Source organism: Pseudomonas halotolerans (assembly GCF_039581215.1).
Lineage (GTDB): Bacteria > Pseudomonadota > Gammaproteobacteria > Pseudomonadales > Pseudomonadaceae > Aquipseudomonas > Aquipseudomonas tehranensis.
Window position 1 is genome coordinate 179,251 of sequence record NZ_JBCNTJ010000009.1, and the last position, 18,318, is coordinate 197,568.

Below are 18,318 nucleotides of genomic sequence, written 5' to 3' on the forward strand. Positions count from 1 at the left end.
CAGCGCAAGCGCAACGGTTTGTGCAAAGCGCAGCGTGAACGCTATTCTTGGGCCGCACGTCTATCCGTGAATGGGGAGAGCAAACGTGGATAAAGTCATCGTCATCACCGGTGGCGGGCGCGGGATCGGGGCAGCCACGGCGCTGTTGGCTGCCGACCTTGGCTATCGGATCTGCATCAATTACCAGTCCGATGAAGGCGCCGCGCAGGAGGTGCTCGGACAGGTCCGGGCCCAGGGCGCACAGGCAATTGCCGTGCGGGCCGATGTCAGTATCGAAGACGAGGTGGTCGCGCTGTTCGGCCGGGTGGACGCCGAGTTGGGCCGCGTCACCGCTTTGGTGAACAACGCCGGCACGGTCGCCCACAAGTCCCGGCTTGACGAAATGTCCGAGTTTCGCATTCAAAAGATCATGAAGACCAACGTCCTGGGGCCGATCCTGTGCGCCAAGCACGCGGTGTTGCGCATGTCGCCCAGGCATGGCGGGCAGGGTGGCAGTATCGTGAACGTCTCCTCGGTGGCCGCCCGCTTGGGCGCGCCGGGCGAATATGTCGACTATGCGGCCTCCAAGGGCGCGCTGGACACCTTCACCATTGGCCTGTCCAAGGAAGTGGCTGGGGAAGGAATCCGCGTCAATGCGGTTCGCCCAGGTTATATCTATACCGATTTCCATGCCCTCAGCGGCGATCCGGACCGGGTCAGCAAGCTGGAATCGGCGATTCCCATGGCCAGGGGCGGCCGCCCCGATGAAGTGGCTGAAGCAATTATCTGGTTGCTGTCGGACAAGGCTTCGTATGCGACCGGGACATTTGTGGATTTGGGCGGCGGGCGCTGAGCTTTGAAATATAAGTTGTCTGTTCTGCCGCCATCGCGAGCAGGCTCGCTCCCACAGTGGGTTTGCGGTGAGAAGAATCTCTCAGTTACTCAGCAGATCTCATGTGGGAGCGAGCCTGCTCGCGATGGGGCAATAACAGACAACCCCATATCAAAACGACCGAATAATCCGCCCCAACGTCTCCATGGCTTTCTCCGACACGTCGGTCCACGGGCTGCCGTAGTTCAAGCGGATGCAATTGCCGAAACGCCGGGTCGGTGAAAAGATCGGCCCCGGAGCGATGCTGATGCCTTGGGCTAAGGCCATCTGGAACAGTTTCAGTGAGTCCATCTGCTCTGGCAGTTCCAGCCACAGGAAATACCCCCCCGCCGGCTGGCTGACGCGGGTCTGGGCGGGGAAGTAGCGGGCGATGGCGGCGAGCATGGCGCTTTGCTGTTCTTCCAGGGCGTAGCGCAGTTTGCGCAGATGACGATCATAACCACCGTGTTGCAGGTAATCGGCGATGGCTGCCTGGGCCGGCATCGAGGCGCACAGCGAGGTCATGAGTTTGAGCCGTTCGATCTTCTGAGCGTAACGCCCGGCGGCGACCCAGCCGACGCGATAGCCCGGCGCCAGGCTCTTGGCGAACGAACCGCAATGCATCACCAGCCCTTCGGTGTCGAACGCCTTGGCCGGCTTGGGTGCCTGCTGGCCGTAGTAGAGTTCTGCGTAAACGTCGTCCTCGATCAGCGGCACCTGATGACGGCGTAGCAACTGCACCAACGCCTGTTTTCTTTCCTCGGGCATGGTCGCGCCCATGGGATTCTGGAAACTGGTCATGCACCAGCACGCTTTGATCGGGTGGCGCTCCAGCGTCTGCTCCAATACATCCAGATCGATGCCGTCACGCGGGTGCACTGGAATTTCCACCGCCTTGAGCTTGAGCCGCTCCAGCACTTGCAGGCTGGCGTAGAACGCCGGCGCCTCGATGGCCACCAGGTCACCGGGCTCGGTGACGGCTTGCAGACACAAGTTCAAGGCTTCCAGGGCGCCGTTGGTGACCAGCAGTTCTTCCATGGGCAGCATCAGCCCGCCGACCATGTAGCGCAGGGCGATCTGACGGAGCAATTGCGGATTGCCCGGTGACATGTCCGTGACCACCATTCGAGGGTCCATGTCCCGCGTTGCGCTGGACAGCGAGCGGGACAGTCGTTGCAGGGGGAACAGGGTCGGGCTGGGGAACGCCGAACCGAACGGTACGGTGGCCGGATCCTTGATCGAGTCCAGCACTGAAAACACCAGCTCGCTGACGTCGACTTCGGTGCTGTCGTGCACCGGGGGGCTGATCACCGGCTCGGCGAAGGGATTGGGGGCATGGGCGTTGACGAAGTAACCGGAGCGTGGGCGAGCCCGGATCAACCCGCGACGTTCCAGCAGGTAGTAGGCCTGGAACACCGTGGACGGGCTGACGCCGTAGGTCTGGCTGGCATAACGCACCGATGGCACACGCTGCCCTGGGCCCAGCACGCCGGAGCGGATCAGTTCAGCGATGTCATCGGCGAATTTCTCGTAGCGTTTCATGGTGGGCCTAGTCTTAAGTGACACATGATTTGCGTTTTTTAAACCGTGGGAGCAAAGCTTGCTCGCGATGCAGGCGACACGGATCAACAGTAAGGTCGCGTCATCGTTCTTCGCGAGCAAGCTTTGCTCCCACAAGCCCGCGGCATCTTAAAGCCTCACCGATTCATCGGCGCTACAAAACGGCTCGTGGCCACGCTGTAGATGTCGGGCTCGTCACTGTCGGCCACCTTGAAGATCATCTCCCGAGAGCCGCTACGGGGTCGTTCGCTGAGCATTGCCACGGACACCGGTACGTCGAGGATTTCCCCCGGCGCCAGGCTCAAGTGCGTTCTGCCCTGCAGGACAAAGCCTTCGGCGTCCGCCAGGGACAGCTGATAGTCCTGGCGCTGCTGGGTCTTGTTGATGATTTTCAGGCTGTAGATGTTCTCGATCTGGCCCAGGCTGTTTTCGCGGAACAGCCCGCGGTCCTTGGTCACGTCCAGCGATACCATGGGGCGTTCTGCCAGTGCCACGACCAATGCGCCGATCATCACCAGCAGCACGGCGGTGTAGCCAACCAACCGGGGCCGCAACAGGTGAGTCCTGCCGCCTTGCAACTGGTGTTCAGAGGTGTACTTGATCAGGCCACGGGCGTAACCCATCTTGTCCATGATCGAGTCGCAGGCGTCGATGCAGGCGGCGCAGCCGATGCACTCCATTTGCAGGCCGTCGCGAATGTCGATGCCGGTGGGGCAAACCTGCACGCACATCTGGCAATCGATGCAATCGCCCAAGCCGACATTGGCCGGGTTCACTTCGCGCTTGCGCGGGCCACGGATTTCGCCACGAGCCGTGTCATAGGAAATGGTCAGGGTGTCTTTGTCGAACATCACGCTCTGAAACCGTGCATAGGGGCACATGTGCATGCACACCGCTTCACGCAGCCAGCCGGCGTTGAGGTAGGTAGCGCCGGTAAAGAACAGCACCCAGAACAGGCTGACACCGGCCATTTGCAAGGTCAGAAGTTCTTCGGCCAGTGGGCGGATCGGCGTGAAATAGCCGACAAAGGTCAATCCGGTGAGCAGGCTGATTGCCAGCCACAACGTATGTTTGGCTGAGCGACGCAGCAGCTTGTTCAAGCTCCAGGGCGCTGCTTGCAACTTGATTCGCTGGTGCCGTTCGCCTTCGGTGATTTTCTCGCACCACATGAAGATCCAGGTCCAGGAACTCTGCGGGCAGGTGTAGCCGCACCATACCCGACCGGCAAATACGGTGATTGCGAACAGGCCGAAGGCGGCAATGATCAGCAGTGCCGACAGCAGGATGAAATCCTGGGGCCAGAAGGTCGCGCCGAAAATGTGGAATTTGCTGTCGGCAAGGTCCCAGAGCACGGCCTGACGGTCGCCCCAGTTCAGCCATACGGTGCCGAAAAACAGCAGGAACAGAACCCCCGCACCGCCGATGCGCAAGCTGCGAAACAAACCGGTAAAGCTGCGGGTGTGGATCAGGTTATCGGTGGTCCGGGTCTTTATCTTCGTCGGCGCGGGGTCGAAGTGCTGTATCAACTGGACGGGAATTCTTTCGCTCATGGTCGGTCGCTCCTCAGCCTGTAACTGGCCGGCGCACTATGACCATCGAACTGTTTACATAACAGACTCAGGTATCTCGATAAAAACCGGATCAGATGCCGTGAGGCCCCCGCCCTGCGACACTTTGATGCAGTCGGGGTCAGACGAATAAATCTTTATGGCGAGGATCTCAGTGGGAGCAAAGCTTGCTCGCGATACAGGCTCCTCGGTGCCATGGATACCCCGTTGTTTTCGTCGCGGGCAAGCCTTGCTCCCACAGATCAATCAGATAACCGAATCGCTGTCGGTGGCTTTGAGGTTCTTACGTCCGTCGGCTGCCCCGGCCACGGTCAGGGCATCGGCTTCGGCCTCGGTGATGTAGACCCGACCACCGTTGAGTTCAACCGCCGACATGGCTTTGTCCGGGACAGTGATAACGGTCAGCTCGCTGGCGGGCCGTTGTTCCTTGAACTCTTCGGTGTCGAAAGAGCAGATTTGGTTGCTATCGATACTTACACTCATGGTCAAGCTTCCTTCTGGATGTCCTGAACGTTAGGCGCTGGCCCGCGGCCGAGGTTCGTTACGTCTGATCAGCGGTCGAGCGCACCTCTGGCCAGGCTTGCGGTCCATCGTTTATCGACTGGAAAGAGGACCGTCCATGGACGCTTGGTGGCATGAAGTCTGGATCACCCTGCAATCGGAGTTCGCCGATATCACCGATGCGCAGCAGATGACGCGCGTAACCGTGCGCCTGCTGATGGCTGCGTTGTTGGGCGGCATCCTGGGTTTTGAGCGCGAGCACAAGGGCAAGGCCGCCGGGGTGCGGACCCATATGCTGGTGGCCTTGGGGGCGGCGCTGTTTGTGCTGGTGCCGCAGATGTCCGGTTCCGAGGCTGACGCCATGAGCCGTGTGGTGCAAGGGGTCATCGCCGGCATCGGCTTTCTCGGCGCGGGGACTATCCTCAAAGGCAACGATGCTGACGAAAGCCACGTAAAAGGCCTGACCACTGCCGCCGGCCTGTGGATGACCGCCGCCATCGGCGTCGCCGCCGGATTGGGGCGGGAATCCACGGCAGTGCTCAGTACGGTGTTGGCATTGGCGATCTTCAGTGTGATGCCACTGATTGTCCGGGCGCTGGAGAAGGAGGAAAAACCGTGACCGCGATCTCCAGCCAGAACACATAACCCAGTGTGGGAGCGAGCAAGCCCGCTCCCACAGGTTTTTTTGTTATCCACTAGGCTGTGGGATCAAACCCGCTCCGGCGGCGCCTCGCTCGGTGGGTCGCCCAACGGCGGCTGAGGATCGAGCGGCGGGTCTTTTTCCGGAATCGGCTCCGGCTCAGGACCGGGCGGCGGCAGGTTGGGATCGTCAATGTTGGGATCCGGGGTTTCAGCCGGGATGGGAATATTCATCAGGACGGGTCTCCTTGACGCACATGTTGACGCACATGGCTTGAGTCGTGCTTAACCTTGTTGACCACCTGGCGCCTGGTTTGATCCCTCAGCCCTTGGGGCAAATCACTCTGAACTTTTAACCGTGGGTTCGGTTCGGAGTTTAAGTGAGTTTTTTCAGGGATCCATTTTTTCAAGGACTACTGGGCCTTTACCGCCACAACGTCCATGGGGCGTAAAAGGAGCGATGCTCGATGACTGCTGAACACCCGACTGACCTGTCGTACAACCCGCACTTGCCACTGTCCCAGGCCCTGTTACTGCCACGTATTGCTATTGAAAGCACCATGCCGGTCATCGAGGGTGGGCAATTCGCCGCCAAGGCTGTGGCCGGGCAAGACATGACGGTGACCAGTAAAGTGTTCGCCGATGGCCATGACAAACTGGCCGTGCACATTCGTTGGCGCGCGCTGAAGGATGAGTCCTGGAACAGCGCGGTCATGACCGAGCTGGGCAACAACGGCTGGCAAGGCCAGTTCAATGTGCCTGAGCAGGGCTTTTATGTGTTTCGCATCGAGGCCTGGATCGATCAGTTCGCCAGTTTCCGCTATGAGTTGGAAAAAAAATTCGCTGCCGGGGTGCCCATCAGCCTGGAATTGCAGGAAGGACGCAATCAGGTGCAGATGGCGGCCGAGCGTAGTGAAGGTGAGCTGAGGGAGCAGTTGACCGCGTTGCACCATGAGCTCTCCGGCTTGTTACCCGCCGAGCAGGTGGCATTGTTCCTGGCGCCGCGCAGTGCCGCTCTCATGTCCCAGGCCGATCATCGGCCCTACTTGAGTCTCAGCCCGCAATACCCTCTGGACGTCGAGCGCAAGCTGGCCGAGTTCGCCAGTTGGTACGAGCTGTTTCCCCGCTCGATCACCGATGATCCCCAGCGGCATGGCACCTTCAATGACGTGCATTCGCGTCTGGCCGTGATCCAGGACATGGGTTTCGATGTGCTGTACTTCCCGCCGATCCACCCCATCGGTCGCAGCTTTCGCAAGGGGCCGAACAACTCCCTCACCGCCGGTCCTGACGATCCGGGCAGCCCTTATGCCATCGGGAGCGAGGAGGGCGGTCATGAGGCGATTCACCCGCAGTTGGGCTCGCGCGAGGATTTCCGGCGTCTGGTGGCGGCTGCGGCCGACCACGGCCTGGAAATTGCCCTCGACTTTGCCATCCAGTGTTCCCAGGACCACCCGTGGCTCAAGCAGCATCCGGGCTGGTTCAGCTGGCGGCCGGACGGCACGATCAAATATGCGGAAAACCCGCCGAAGAAATACCAGGACATCGTCAACGTCGATTTCTACGCCGCGGATGCGATTCCCAGCCTGTGGCTGGAACTGCGGGACGTGGTGGTGGGGTGGGTCAATGAAGGCGTGAAGATCTTCCGCGTCGATAACCCCCACACCAAGCCGTTGCCGTTCTGGCAGTGGTTGATTGCCGATGTGCGGGCCCAGCACCCTGAAGTGATGTTCCTCGCCGAAGCCTTCACCACGCCGGCCATGATGGCCCGCCTGGGCAAGGTCGGTTATTCCCAGAGCTACACCTATTTCACCTGGCGCAATACCAAGACCGAACTGGCGACGTATTTCACCGAGCTCAACGAATCACCGTTACGCGAGTGCTACCGGCCGAACTTTTTCGTCAACACGCCGGACATCAACCCGGCGTTTCTCCACGAGTCGGGGCGCGCCGGGTTTCTGATCCGCGCGGCCCTGGCAACCATGGGCTCGGGCCTGTGGGGCATGTATTCGGGGTTTGAGTTGTGCGAATCGGCGCCAGTGCCGGGCAAGGAGGAGTACCTCGACTCGGAGAAGTATGAGATCCGCCCCCGGGACTTCACCGCGCCGGGCAACATCATTGCCGAAATCGCCCAGCTCAACCGCATCCGCCGGCAGAATCCGGCGTTGCATACGCACTTGGGCCTGACGATCTACAACGCCTGGAACGACAACATCCTGTACTTCGGCAAACGCACCGCCGACGGCAGCAATTTCATTCTGGTGGCGGTGAGTCTCGACCCGCACAACCCGCAGGAAGCCAATTTCGAGTTGCCGCTGTGGGAGATGGGGCTGCCGGACGATGCCCAGACCCAGGGCGAAGATTTGATGAGCGGGCATCGTTGGACGTGGTATGGCAAGTACCAGTTCATGCGCATCGACCCGGCTCACCAGCCCTTTGGGATATGGCGGATCAGTGTGGCGTGAGACAGACGCGAGGCTGAGAGAGCGTTGTTGTGGCGAGGGAGCTTGCTCCCGCTGGGCTGCGCAGCGGCCCCAAAAATGCGAATGAGCGCTTCGCACTCAAGCGGGAGCAAGCTCCCTCGCCACAACAGCTCCCTGGCCACACAACAGCGGCCTTGCCACAAAAAGACCTCACAAGCCTGTTTCAGCGGCTTTACAGAATTTCTCAGGAGTTGCAAATGGCGAAGAAACCCCGGTCTGCCACCTTTATCAAAGACCCGCTCTGGTACAAGGACGCGGTGATTTATCAGGTCCACGTCAAATCCTATTTCGATTCCAATAACGACGGGATCGGTGATTTTCCTGGACTGATCGAAAAGCTCGACTACATCGCCGATCTGGGCGTCAACACCATCTGGTTGCTGCCGTTCTATCCGTCGCCCCGGCGCGATGATGGTTATGACATTGCCGAGTACCGAGGCGTCAGCCCCGACTATGGCACCATGGCCGATGCGCGGCGTTTCATCGCCGAAGCCCACAAGCGTAATCTGCGGGTGATTACCGAGCTGGTCATCAACCACACCTCCGACCAGCATCCGTGGTTCCAGCGCGCGCGCAAAGCCAAGCCGGGTTCGAAGGCGCGGGATTTCTACGTCTGGTCCGACGACGACCACAAATACGACGGCACCCGGATCATTTTCCTCGACACCGAGAAATCCAACTGGACCTGGGATCCGGTCGCCGGCCAGTACTTCTGGCACCGTTTCTATTCCCACCAGCCGGACCTCAACTTCGATAACCCCCAAGTGATCAAAGCCGTCCTGTCGGTGATGCGCTACTGGCTGGACATGGGCATCGACGGCCTGCGCCTGGATGCGATCCCGTACCTGATCGAGCGCGACGGCACCAACAACGAGAACCTGCCCGAGACCCACGACGTCCTCAAGCAGATCCGTGCCGAGATCGATGCCAATTACCCCGACCGTATGCTGTTGGCCGAGGCCAACCAGTGGCCGGAAGACACTCAGTTGTACTTCGGCGATGTCGACGCCCAGGGTTTGAACGGTGACGAATGCCACATGGCGTTCCACTTCCCGCTGATGCCGCGCATGTACATGGCGCTGGCCCAGGAAGACCGCTTTCCCATCACTGACATTCTGCGGCAGACCCCGGAAATTCCGGCCAATTGCCAATGGGCGATTTTCCTGCGCAACCACGATGAATTGACCCTGGAGATGGTCACCGACAAGGAGCGCGATTACCTGTGGAATTACTACGCGGCCGACCGTCGGGCGCGGATTAACCTGGGGATCCGCCGACGTCTGGCGCCGTTGATGGAGCGCGACCGCCGCCGTGTCGAGTTGCTCAACAGCCTGCTGCTGTCGATGCCCGGCACGCCGACCTTGTACTACGGTGATGAAATCGGCATGGGCGACAACATCTATCTGGGCGACCGCGATGGCGTACGCACGCCGATGCAGTGGTCCATCGACCGCAATGGCGGTTTCTCCCGCGCCGACCCGGCGAGCCTGGTGCTGCCGCCGATCATGGACCCGCAATACGGCTATCAGTCGGTCAACGTCGAGACCCAGGCCGGCGACCCTCATTCATTGCTTAACTGGACCCGGCGGATGCTGGCGGTGCGCAAGCAGTCCAAGGCCTTTGGCCGTGGCACGCTGAAGATGCTGTCACCGAGCAACCGACGGATCCTGGCTTATACCCGCGAATACACCGGCCCCGATGGCAAGCACGAAATCATCCTGTGCGTGGCCAACGTATCCCGTAGCGCCCAGGCCGCCGAACTGGACCTGTCGGGCTATGCCGGCATGGTTCCGGTGGAGATGCTGGGGGGCAACGCCTTCCCGCCCATCGGCCAGCTGAATTTCCTGCTGACCCTGCCGCCATATGGTTTCTACTGGTTTGCCCTGGCCACAGAAAACCAGATGCCGAGCTGGCATGTGGAGCCGGCCCAGAGCTTGCCGGACTTCACCACGCTGGTGCTGAAGAAACGCCTGGAAGAGTTGCTCGAAGCACCGTCGCGCACCATGCTGGAGCAGACTATCCTGCCGAGCTGGCTGCAGAACCGTCGCTGGTTTGCCGGCAAAGACAGTGCGATCGAGAAGGTCAATATTGTCTATGGCGTGCGTTTCGGCGATCCGCAGCATCCGGTGCTGCTAAGCGAAGTCGACGTCACCAGCGCTGGCCAGACACTGCGTTATCAACTGCCCTTCGGTCTGCTGGCCGAGGACCAGGTGGGCGCGGCGTTGCCGCAGCAATTGGCGCTGTCTCGGGTCCGCCGGGTGCGTCAGGTCGGTTTGATCACCGATGCATTCAGCCTGGAAAGTTTTGTGCGGGCGGTTCTGCAAAGCATGCAGGCCGGCACGGTGCTGCCTTGCAGCGAGGGCGAGTTGCGCTTTGAGCCCACCGCAGGCCTGGCCGCATTGAGCCTGGGAGATGAGCCGGAGGTGCGTTACCTGTCCGCCGAGCAGTCCAACAGCTCCGTGGTGGTGGGCAGCAGTCTTGTCCTCAAACTGATCCGCAAAGTGGCGTCGGGCGTACACCCGGAACTGGAAATGAGCGCTTACCTGACCGCCGCAGGTTTCAGCAATATTTCGCCGCTGCTGGGTTCGGTGATCCGCCGCGATACTGCGGGCGAAGATGCGCTGCTGATGATCGCCCAGGGCTATTTAAGCAATCAGGGCGACGCCTGGGAGTGGACCCAGAACAACCTCGAACGCGCCCTGCGCGATGAGCTGGCCGATGCCGTGTCCGAGCAGGAACAGCATTACAACGCCTTGGGCGAACTCAAGGACTTCGCTGGCATGCTCGGCCAGCGTCTGGGGGAAATGCACGAGGTACTGGCCCAGGCCACCGATAATCCGGACTTCGCGCCCCAGGCCACCAACGCCAAGGAAGCCCAGGCCATCGGCAAGGATGTGGCCGCGCAGGTAGAGAACGCCTTGCGACTGCTCAAGCAGAACCAGGGGCAATTGAGCTCCGCCGACCAGGCCATGGTCGCGCGCTTGCTGGAACACAAGAAGACCGTTCTGGCGCACATTCAGGAACTGGCCGGCAAGGCGGTCGGTGGCTTGCGTATCCGCGTCCACGGTGACCTGCACCTGGGGCAGGTACTGGTGATCAAGGGCGATGCCTACCTGATCGACTTCGAGGGCGAGCCGGCACGGCCACTGCATGAGCGCCGCGGCAAGCACAGCCCGTACAAGGACGTCAGCGGCGTGCTGCGCTCCTTCGATTACGCCGCCGCCATGGCGATCCACCTGAACACTGTCGACAGCACCGCCGACGCCGACGCGGCGCGGCAACGGGTGGCTGATCGTTATTTGAAAGAGGCCCGTCAGGCATTTGTTGAGGCATATCGGCTGGCGGCAGCTAGTCTTGCCCATGAGTGGAAGGATGCTGAAGGCGAAGACGCCGCACTGGCGTTGTTCGGCCTGGAGAAGGCGGCCTATGAAGTGGCCTATGAAGCCGAGAATCGCCCCGCCTGGCTGCCCGTGCCATTGCACGGTCTGTACGGGTTATTGAGCGGGCTGAAACCCTTTTCCGACTTAGCCGGACCGATTTAGTGGAGAGAATCATGAGTGTCTCGAACAAAGAACCACAGGGGCAGGCCAAAGAGTCGTTGCTGCCGTCCCCCCATGACATCGACGCGCTGGTGCGCGCAGAACATCAGGACCCGTTTTCCATCCTCGGGCCCCACGGCGATGGCGCCGGCGGGCAGTTCATCCGGGCGTACCTGCCCGGCGCCTTGAGCGTGCAAGTACTGGCCCGTGATGGCGGCGAAGTACTGGGCGATTTGCAGCTCAGCGAAACCCCGGGTCTGTTCGTCGGCCATTTCGACCGCGCCCAGCCCTACTTGTTGCGCACCCGCTGGGCCGGCGGTGAGCAGGTGGCCGAAGACCCCTACAGCTTCGGGCCACTGCTGGGGGAAATGGACCTTTATCTGTTTGCCGAAGGTAATCATCGCGACCTCAGTTCCTGCCTGGGCGCGCAGTTGACCACGGTCGATGGTGTCGACGGCGTGCGCTTTGCCGTATGGGCACCGAATGCGCGGCGCGTCTCGGTGGTGGGCGATTTCAACGTCTGGGATGGGCGTCGGCATCCCATGCGCATCCGTTATCCGTCCGGGGTGTGGGAGTTGTTCATCCCGCGGCTGGGCGCGGGCGAGGGTTACAAATACGAAATCCTCGGCGCCCACGGCATTCTGCCGCTCAAGGCTGACCCGGTGGCGCTGGCCACCCAAATGCCGCCGGATACCGCTTCCAAGGTCGCCTCGCCGCTGAAAATCGAGTGGCAGGATGAGCAGTGGATGCAACATCGCCGCGAGCGGCAGTTGCCGGGCGCGCCGTTGTCGATCTATGAATTGCACGCCGGTTCCTGGCAGTGCGAAATCGACGAGGCGGGAGAGGTTGCCCGGCAATACACCTGGCATGAAATGGCCGAACGGCTGATTCCCTACGTCAAGGACCTGGGGTTCACCCACATCGAGCTGATGCCGATCATGGAGCATCCGTTCGGGGGCTCCTGGGGTTACCAGCCGCTGTCACAATTTGCCCCGACGGCGCGTTTCGGCTCGCCGGACGATTTCGCTGCCTTCGTCAATGCCTGTCACCAGGCCGACATCGGCGTGATTCTCGATTGGGTGCCAGCGCATTTTCCCACCGATACCCACGGCCTGGCCCAGTTCGACGGCACCGCGCTGTACGAATACGGCAACCCGCTCGAAGGCTTCCACCAGGATTGGGACACGCTGATCTACAACCTGGGGCGCACCGAAGTCCATGGTTTCATGCTCGCTTCGGCGCTGCATTGGTTAAAGCATTTTCACATCGACGGTTTGCGTGTGGATGCCGTCGCCTCGATGTTGTATCGCGACTATTCACGCAAGGCCGGCGAGTGGGTGCCCAATCGCCACGGTGGGCGGGAGAACCTGGAAGCCATCGATTTTCTGCGGCACCTCAATGACGTGGTGGCGCTGGAAACCCCCGGTGCATTGGTGATCGCCGAAGAATCCACCGCCTGGCCGGGCGTCAGCCAGAGCACGCAACAGGGCGGCCTGGGTTTTGCCTATAAGTGGAACATGGGCTGGATGCACGATTCGCTGCATTACATCCAGCAGGACCCGGTGTACCGCGCCCACCATCACAACGAACTGAGTTTCGGCCTGATGTATGCGTGGTCCGAGCGCTTTGTCCTGCCGATTTCCCATGACGAAGTGGTGCATGGCAAACGCTCGTTGATCGACAAGATGCCCGGCGATCGCTGGCAGAAATTCGCCAACTTGCGGGCTTATCTGAGCTTCATGTGGGGCCATCCCGGCAAGAAGCTGCTGTTCATGGGGTGCGAGTTCGGCCAATGGCGCGAGTGGAACCACGACCAGCAGTTGGACTGGTATCTGTTGCAATACCCGGAGCACCGTGGGGTGCAGAAGCTGGTGAGCGACCTGAACCGTCTCTATCGCGAAGAGCCGGCGCTGCACGATCAGGACGACGCGCCTCAGGGTTTCCAGTGGCTGATTGGTGACGATGCGGTCAACAGCGTCTACGCCTGGTTGCGTTGGAGCAAGGAAGGCCGGCCGGTGCTGGTGGTTGCCAACTTCACGCCCGTGCCGCGCGCGGCCTACCGCATAGGCGTACCGTTTGCCGGCCGCTGGGTGGAATTGCTCAACAGTGATGCCGACACCTATGCCGGTTCCAACTACGGCAACAGCGGCGGTGCCTTCACCGAAGAAGTGGCCAGCCATGGACAGGCGCTGTCGCTGGAGCTCAATTTGCCGCCATTGGCGGTGTTGATTCTGCGACCGGAGGGTTAGTCGCGGGTCCTATCACGCAGTAACCCTGTGGGAGCGGGCTTGCTCGCGAAAGCGGTCTGACAGTCGACATCAACAGTGACTGTCAGGCCCCCTTCGCGATCAAGCCCGCTCCCACAATATGGGCTCACCTACAGAGATTCGGTGATCGTTCAGCGCACCAGGCACGGCTGCTTGTTGTTGAACGTCCAACCCGGAATCAGATACTGCATTGCCACCGCATCATCCCGCGCGCCAAGCCCCATCCCTTTGTACAGTTCATGAGCCTTGGCCAATTGGTCGGTGTCCAGTTCGATCCCCAGTCCCGGTTTTTTCGGCACCTGTACGCAGCCACCCTGGATCTGCAATGGAGCCTTGGTCAGCCGCTGGCCATCCTGCCAGATCCAGTGCGTGTCGATTGCCGTGATGTCACCCGGTGCGGCCGCAGCTACGTGGGTGAACATCGCCAGGGAAATGTCGAAGTGGTTGTTGGAGTGCGAGCCCCAGGTCAGGCCCCATTCGTTGCACATCTGCGCCACTCGAACCGAACCTTGCATGGTCCAGAAGTGTGGGTCGGCCAGGGGGATGTCCACCGACTGCAGGGTGATGGCATGGCCCATCTCGCGCCAATCGGTGGCGATCATGTTGGTGGCGGTCTTAAGACCGGTGGCGCGACGGAACTCGGCCATCACTTCACGGCCCGAATAACCATTCTCGGCACCGCAAGGGTCTTCGGCGTAAGCCAGGACCTTGTGCTGGTCGCGGCACAAGCGGATGGCCTCCTTGAGTGACCAGGCGCCGTTCGGGTCCAGGGTGATACGTGCCTGAGGAAAGCGTTCGGCCAGGGCGGTGACCGCTTCGATTTCTTCGTCGCCCTTGAGCACGCCGCCCTTGAGCTTGAAGTCCTGAAAGCCATAGTGCGAATGAGCCGCTTCGGCCAGGCGCACCACGGCGTCGGCGTCCAGGGCTTTTTCGTGACGTACGCGGAACCAGTCGTTGTCGGCGTCCGGCTCGCTGCGGTAGGGCAGGTCAGTCTGCTGGCGATCACCGACATAAAACAGATAACCGAGCATCTTCACTTCATCACGCTGCTGGCCTTCGCCGAGGAGGGCGGCGACCGGTACATCCAGATGCTGGCCCAGCAGGTCCAGCAACGCCGCTTCCAGGCCGGTGACCGCGTGGATGGTGATGCGCAGGTCGAACGTCTGCAAGCCACGACCACCGGCATCCCGGTCAGCGAAGGCCTGGCGTACGGTGTTGAGAATCTTCTGATAGGTGCCGATGGGGCTGCCGACTACCAGCGAGCGGGCATCTTCGAGGGTCTGGCGAATGCGCTCGCCGCCGGGCACTTCGCCCACGCCGGTGTGGCCGGCGTTGTCTTTGAGGATGACGATGTTGCGGGTAAAGAACGGGCCATGGGCGCCACTGAGATTCAGCAGCATGCCGTCATGACCGGCCACCGGCACGACCTGCATGCTGGTGATGATGGGAGCTTTGGTGGCTTCTTGGGTCTGCATGTTTTTCCCACTCGTTGTTTTTATGCGGGGCATCGCAGGAGGGCGATGTTGATAGACATCATACAACTTGATTTTTTTATCTTACAAGGGAGGCGGGTCGGTTTTTTTGGATGGTTTGCCTTAAAAAACTCGGAAACACCTTTATTTTCTGGATTTTTGTACAAGGAAAAGAAACATAGGGAAGATCAGCTTAGCGCTGGCGGAACCGTTCGATGACTGAGATGATTGCACTTGTCATACAAGCTAAGGGGCGTGGAGTTTTTTCCTCACGACCCGCCTGCTCCGTTTCGAGGACCCACGGCCCATGCAGCCAGACATCGAGGCAACGCCGCGCAAACGCACCCACAACCTGGCCCATGACCTGGTGGCGAAGCTGAGCCAGAGCATTTTGCTGGGGCAGTTGAAACCGGGGGAAAAACTGCCGTCCGAAGGTGCCATTGTGCAGGCCCATGGGGTCAGCCGCACGGTAGTGCGCGAGGCGATATCCAAGCTGCAGGCCTCGGGGTTGGTGGAAACTCGCCACGGCATCGGCACCTTTGTGCTGGAGCAGACCGGTGAGCCGGGCCTGAGGCTCAATGTCGACACCGCCGCCGGTGTGCGGGGGATTCTGGAACTGCGCCTGGGCCTGGAAACCCAGGCAGCGGCCCTGGCGGCCGTGCGCCGCAACGAACGCCAACTGCAGCAGATGCGCCAGGCCCTGGATGATTACCAGCGGTTGCTCAGCAATAACGACAGTTGCGTCGACGCCGACCGGCGCTTTCATTTGCTCATCGCTGAAGCCACGGACAACACCTGTTTTGTCGAAATCATGCAGCACCTGGGCAGTGCGATGATTCCCCGAACGCGGGTGAACGTGGTCGAGCGCGGTCAAGCAGACTTGGGCAAGCTGGCTCAATTGGCCAACCTTGAGCACGAGGCGATCTTCAATGCCATCAAACGCCAGGACCCGGACGCCGCCCGCGCCGCCATGTGGCTGCACCTGACCAACAGCCGCGACCGGTTTGGCGCGGGGACCTGAAGGCTCATCGTCGCCTGACCCACCGCCATCGCGAGCAAGCCCGCTCCCACAGGGTATCGATGGTGTGCTTCGGTTTTGTGCTCAAAACCCAATGCCCCGGTGGGAGCGGGCTTGCTCGCGAAGGGGCCGGCCCATTCAACATCGACGCAAGCTGACCCACCGCCATCGCGAGCAAGCTCGCTCCCACAATGGATCGATGGTGTGCTTCGGTTTTGCGCTCAAAACCCAATCCTCCTGTGGGAGCGGGCTTGCTCGCGAAGGGGCCGGCCCATTCAGCATCGACGCAAGCTGACCCACCGCCATCGCGAGCAAGCTCGCTCCCACAGTGGACCTATGGTGTGCTTCGGTTTTGCGCTCAAAACCCAATCCCCCTGTGGGAGCGAGCTTGCTCGCGATGGGGCCGGCAAGTCGTACTCAAAACCAGCAGGCAAAAAAAACCGGCGCAACCCAGGTTGCGCCGGTGGTGTTGCCAGTGGATGGGCGGATGTTCGTGGGTCCGCGCATTCACTGTCGGGCTCTTTGCCGCTTACGCTCGTTCCAGCGCCAAGGCCACGCCCTGTCCACCGCCGATGCACAGCGTGGCGAGGCCTTTTTTGGCGTCGCGCTTGATCATTTCATGGAGCAACGACACCAGCACCCGGCAACCCGAAGCCCCGATCGGGTGGCCCAGGGCGATGGCGCCGCCATTGACGTTGACCTTCGCCATGTCCCATTTCAGCTCTCTGGCCACGGCAAGCGACTGGGCGGCGAACGCTTCGTTGGCTTCGATCAGGTCCAGTTGGTCCAAAGACCAGCCGGCCTTGTCCAGGCAGCGACGAGTGGCCGACACCGGGCCGATGCCCATGATGGCCGGGTCTACCCCTGCATTGGCATAGGCGCTGATTTTCGCCAGGACCGGCAAGCCCAATGCCTTGGCTTTTTCCGCGCTCATCAGCAGCACGGCGGCGGCGCCATCGTTGAGCGACGAGGCATTGCCGGCGGTCACGCTGCCGTCCTTCTTGAACGCTGGCTTGAGCTTGCCCAGGGATTCGGCGGTGGTGCCGGCCCGGGGTTGTTCGTCGGTGGCGAAGGCCACAGGATCGCCTTTGCGCTGGGGAATCAGGATCGGTGTGATCTCATCGGCAAACCGGCCACCTTCAATCGCCGCCACGGCCTTCTGCTGGGAAGCGGCGGCAAAAGCGTCCTGCTCCTCGCGGCTGATGGCGTACTTGTCCACCAGGTTCTCGGCGGTGATGCCCATGTGGTAATCGTTGAACGCATCCCACAGACCATCGGTAATCATGCTGTCGATCATCTGCGCATGGCCCATGCGCAGGCCAGTGCGGGCAGCCGGCAGCACGTACGGGGCCAGGCTCATGTTTTCCATGCCGCCGGCAATGATCACCTCGGCATCGCCACAGCGGATCGCCTGGGCACCCAGGTGCAGAGCCTTGAGCCCCGAGCCGCAGACCTTGTTCAGGGTCAGTGCCGGCACCGCGTGGGGCAGGCCAGCGAGGATCGACGCCTGGCGTGCCGGGTTTTGCCCACTGCCAGCGGTCAACACCTGGCCGAGGATCACCTCGTCAACCTGCTCACCCGAAAGCCCCGTCTGTTCCAGCAACCGACGAATCACCGCAGCACCGAGCTGCGGTGCGGGAATGGAGGCCAGCGAACCCTGGAAGCTGCCAATGGCGGTACGGGTGGCGGCGACAATCACGACTTCTTGCATCGAATTTCTCCTCACTGGGCAGCGAACTGCATTTCAGGCACATGGTCCGGCACGATCAGTTTGCCGGCGGTCTTGGCGACGATTTCCTCGACGCTGACCCCTGGGGCACGTTCTTTGAGAATGAAGGCGCCGTCCTGGATTTCCAGGTAGGCCAGGTCAGTCAGCACGCGCTTGATGCAGCCGGCACCGGTCAGCGGCAGGCTGCACCGGGGCAGCAGTTTCGACTCACCGTCCTTGGACGCGTGAGTCATGGTGACGATGATGTTCTCGGCACCGGCCACCAGGTCCATCGCGCCGCCCATGCCCTTGACCAGCTTGCCAGGGATCATCCACGAGGCAATATTACCTTCCACGTCTACCTCGAAGGCGCCCAGCACAGTCAGGTCGATGTGCCCGCCACGGATCATGGCAAAGGACTCGGCCGAAGAGAAGATCGAGGCCCCGATGCGCGCGGTGACGGTCTGCTTGCCGGCGTTGATCATGTCGGCATCGACCTCGGCTTCGGTGGGGAACGCCCCCATGCCGAGCAGGCCGTTTTCCGACTGCAGCATGACTTCCATGCCTTCGGGGATGTAGTTGGCAACCAGGGTCGGAATGCCGATGCCCAGGTTCACGTAGTAGCCGTCCTGCATTTCGCGGGCGACGCGTTGAGCCATTTGTTCGCGGGAAAGTGCCATGTTGTTATTCCTTCATTCGGGCTGGGGGCGGGG

13 protein-coding genes are annotated in these 18,318 nt (G+C 61.2%); 6 read left to right on the forward strand and 7 right to left on the reverse strand.

Going from position 1 to position 18,318, the window contains the following annotated elements; all coding sequences use genetic code 11:
* The first annotated feature begins 85 nt into the window (after window positions 1–85).
* Window positions 86–832, forward strand: a complete 747-nt coding sequence (locus AAIS01_RS14730) for an SDR family oxidoreductase (protein ID WP_343469560.1) — start codon at window positions 86–88, stop codon at window positions 830–832.
* A gap of 150 nt (window positions 833–982) precedes the next feature.
* Here AAIS01_RS14730 and mapR read toward each other — a convergent pair whose 3' ends face one another.
* From mapR to AAIS01_RS14745, 3 genes are all read right to left on the reverse strand, one after another.
* On the reverse strand, window positions 983–2,392 hold the full coding sequence (gene mapR, locus AAIS01_RS14735) for a GntR family transcriptional regulator MpaR (RefSeq protein ID WP_343469561.1): 1,410 nt from the start codon (window positions 2,390–2,392) through the stop codon (window positions 983–985).
* A 155-nt stretch (window positions 2,393–2,547) separates the two neighbouring features.
* Window positions 2,548–3,960 carry a cytochrome c oxidase accessory protein CcoG gene (ccoG, locus tag AAIS01_RS14740; RefSeq protein ID WP_343469562.1) on the reverse strand — a complete coding sequence of 471 codons (1,413 nt, stop codon included), beginning with the start codon at window positions 3,958–3,960 and terminating at the stop codon, window positions 2,548–2,550.
* A gap of 264 nt (window positions 3,961–4,224) precedes the next feature.
* Window positions 4,225–4,461, reverse strand: a complete 237-nt coding sequence (locus AAIS01_RS14745) for a DUF3203 family protein (protein WP_343469563.1) — start codon at window positions 4,459–4,461, stop codon at window positions 4,225–4,227.
* Between the two features lie 136 nt (window positions 4,462–4,597).
* Between AAIS01_RS14745 and AAIS01_RS14750 the strand changes: the two genes are divergently transcribed.
* Entirely contained in the window at window positions 4,598–5,098 is a 501-nt protein-coding gene (locus tag AAIS01_RS14750) for an MgtC/SapB family protein (RefSeq protein WP_343469564.1), read from the forward strand.
* A gap of 89 nt (window positions 5,099–5,187) precedes the next feature.
* Here the strand turns inward: AAIS01_RS14750 and AAIS01_RS14755 are convergent, their stop codons facing one another.
* Complete coding sequence (locus tag AAIS01_RS14755; protein WP_343469565.1) at window positions 5,188–5,352, reverse strand: hypothetical protein; 165 nt, start codon at window positions 5,350–5,352, stop codon at window positions 5,188–5,190.
* A 233-nt stretch (window positions 5,353–5,585) separates the two neighbouring features.
* On the opposite strand from AAIS01_RS14755, the gene AAIS01_RS14760 reads away from it, so the two are divergent.
* The 3 genes from AAIS01_RS14760 to glgB all read left to right on the forward strand — a co-directional run bounded on the left by AAIS01_RS14760 (window position 5,586) and on the right by glgB (window position 13,389).
* The gene (locus tag AAIS01_RS14760; protein ID WP_343469566.1) at window positions 5,586–7,583 is read left to right on the forward strand and encodes an alpha-1,4-glucan--maltose-1-phosphate maltosyltransferase; all 1,998 of its coding nucleotides are present in this window, start codon (window positions 5,586–5,588) and stop codon (window positions 7,581–7,583) included.
* 215 nt (window positions 7,584–7,798) lie between these two features.
* On the forward strand, window positions 7,799–11,143 hold the full coding sequence (gene treS / locus AAIS01_RS14765; protein ID WP_343469567.1) for a maltose alpha-D-glucosyltransferase: 3,345 nt from the start codon (window positions 7,799–7,801) through the stop codon (window positions 11,141–11,143).
* Between the two features lie 11 nt (window positions 11,144–11,154).
* Entirely contained in the window at window positions 11,155–13,389 is a 2,235-nt protein-coding gene (gene glgB, locus AAIS01_RS14770; RefSeq protein WP_214916777.1) for a 1,4-alpha-glucan branching protein GlgB, read from the forward strand.
* Window positions 13,390–13,538: 149 nt separating this feature from the next.
* On the opposite strand, the gene gudD is transcribed toward glgB, so the two are convergent.
* The gene (gene gudD, locus AAIS01_RS14775) at window positions 13,539–14,882 is read right to left on the reverse strand and encodes a glucarate dehydratase (RefSeq protein ID WP_343469568.1); all 1,344 of its coding nucleotides are present in this window, start codon (window positions 14,880–14,882) and stop codon (window positions 13,539–13,541) included.
* A 304-nt stretch (window positions 14,883–15,186) separates the two neighbouring features.
* Here gudD and AAIS01_RS14780 point away from each other — a divergent pair, with 304 nt between their 5' ends.
* Window positions 15,187–15,900, forward strand: coding sequence for a FadR/GntR family transcriptional regulator (locus AAIS01_RS14780; RefSeq protein WP_343469569.1), 714 nt, complete (start codon window positions 15,187–15,189; stop codon window positions 15,898–15,900).
* Between the two features lie 526 nt (window positions 15,901–16,426).
* Here the strand turns inward: AAIS01_RS14780 and AAIS01_RS14785 are convergent.
* Complete coding sequence (locus AAIS01_RS14785; RefSeq protein WP_343469570.1) at window positions 16,427–17,608, reverse strand: acetyl-CoA C-acetyltransferase; 1,182 nt, start codon at window positions 17,606–17,608, stop codon at window positions 16,427–16,429.
* 11 nt (window positions 17,609–17,619) lie between these two features.
* Window positions 17,620–18,285: a CoA transferase subunit B gene (locus AAIS01_RS14790; protein ID WP_003180355.1), complete on the reverse strand. Its 666-nt coding sequence runs from the start codon at window positions 18,283–18,285 to the stop codon at window positions 17,620–17,622.
* Window positions 18,286–18,318: the final 33 nt, after the last annotated feature.

Coding starts and splice junctions, on each gene's coding strand:
- mapR (WP_343469561.1), bottom strand. CDS start 2,392: ATGAAACGCTACGAGAAATTCGCCGATGACATCGCTGAACTGATCCGC.
- ccoG (WP_343469562.1), bottom strand. CDS start 3,960: ATGAGCGAAAGAATTCCCGTCCAGTTGATACAGCACTTCGACCCCGCG.
- AAIS01_RS14745 (WP_343469563.1), bottom strand. CDS start 4,461: ATGAGTGTAAGTATCGATAGCAACCAAATCTGCTCTTTCGACACCGAA.
- AAIS01_RS14750 (WP_343469564.1), top strand. CDS start 4,598: ATGGACGCTTGGTGGCATGAAGTCTGGATCACCCTGCAATCGGAGTTC.
- AAIS01_RS14755 (WP_343469565.1), bottom strand. CDS start 5,352: ATGAATATTCCCATCCCGGCTGAAACCCCGGATCCCAACATTGACGAT.
- AAIS01_RS14760 (WP_343469566.1), top strand. CDS start 5,586: ATGACTGCTGAACACCCGACTGACCTGTCGTACAACCCGCACTTGCCA.
- treS (WP_343469567.1), top strand. CDS start 7,799: ATGGCGAAGAAACCCCGGTCTGCCACCTTTATCAAAGACCCGCTCTGG.
- glgB (WP_214916777.1), top strand. CDS start 11,155: ATGAGTGTCTCGAACAAAGAACCACAGGGGCAGGCCAAAGAGTCGTTG.
- gudD (WP_343469568.1), bottom strand. CDS start 14,882: ATGCAGACCCAAGAAGCCACCAAAGCTCCCATCATCACCAGCATGCAG.
- AAIS01_RS14780 (WP_343469569.1), top strand. CDS start 15,187: ATGCAGCCAGACATCGAGGCAACGCCGCGCAAACGCACCCACAACCTG.
- AAIS01_RS14785 (WP_343469570.1), bottom strand. CDS start 17,608: ATGCAAGAAGTCGTGATTGTCGCCGCCACCCGTACCGCCATTGGCAGC.
- AAIS01_RS14790 (WP_003180355.1), bottom strand. CDS start 18,285: ATGGCACTTTCCCGCGAACAAATGGCTCAACGCGTCGCCCGCGAAATG.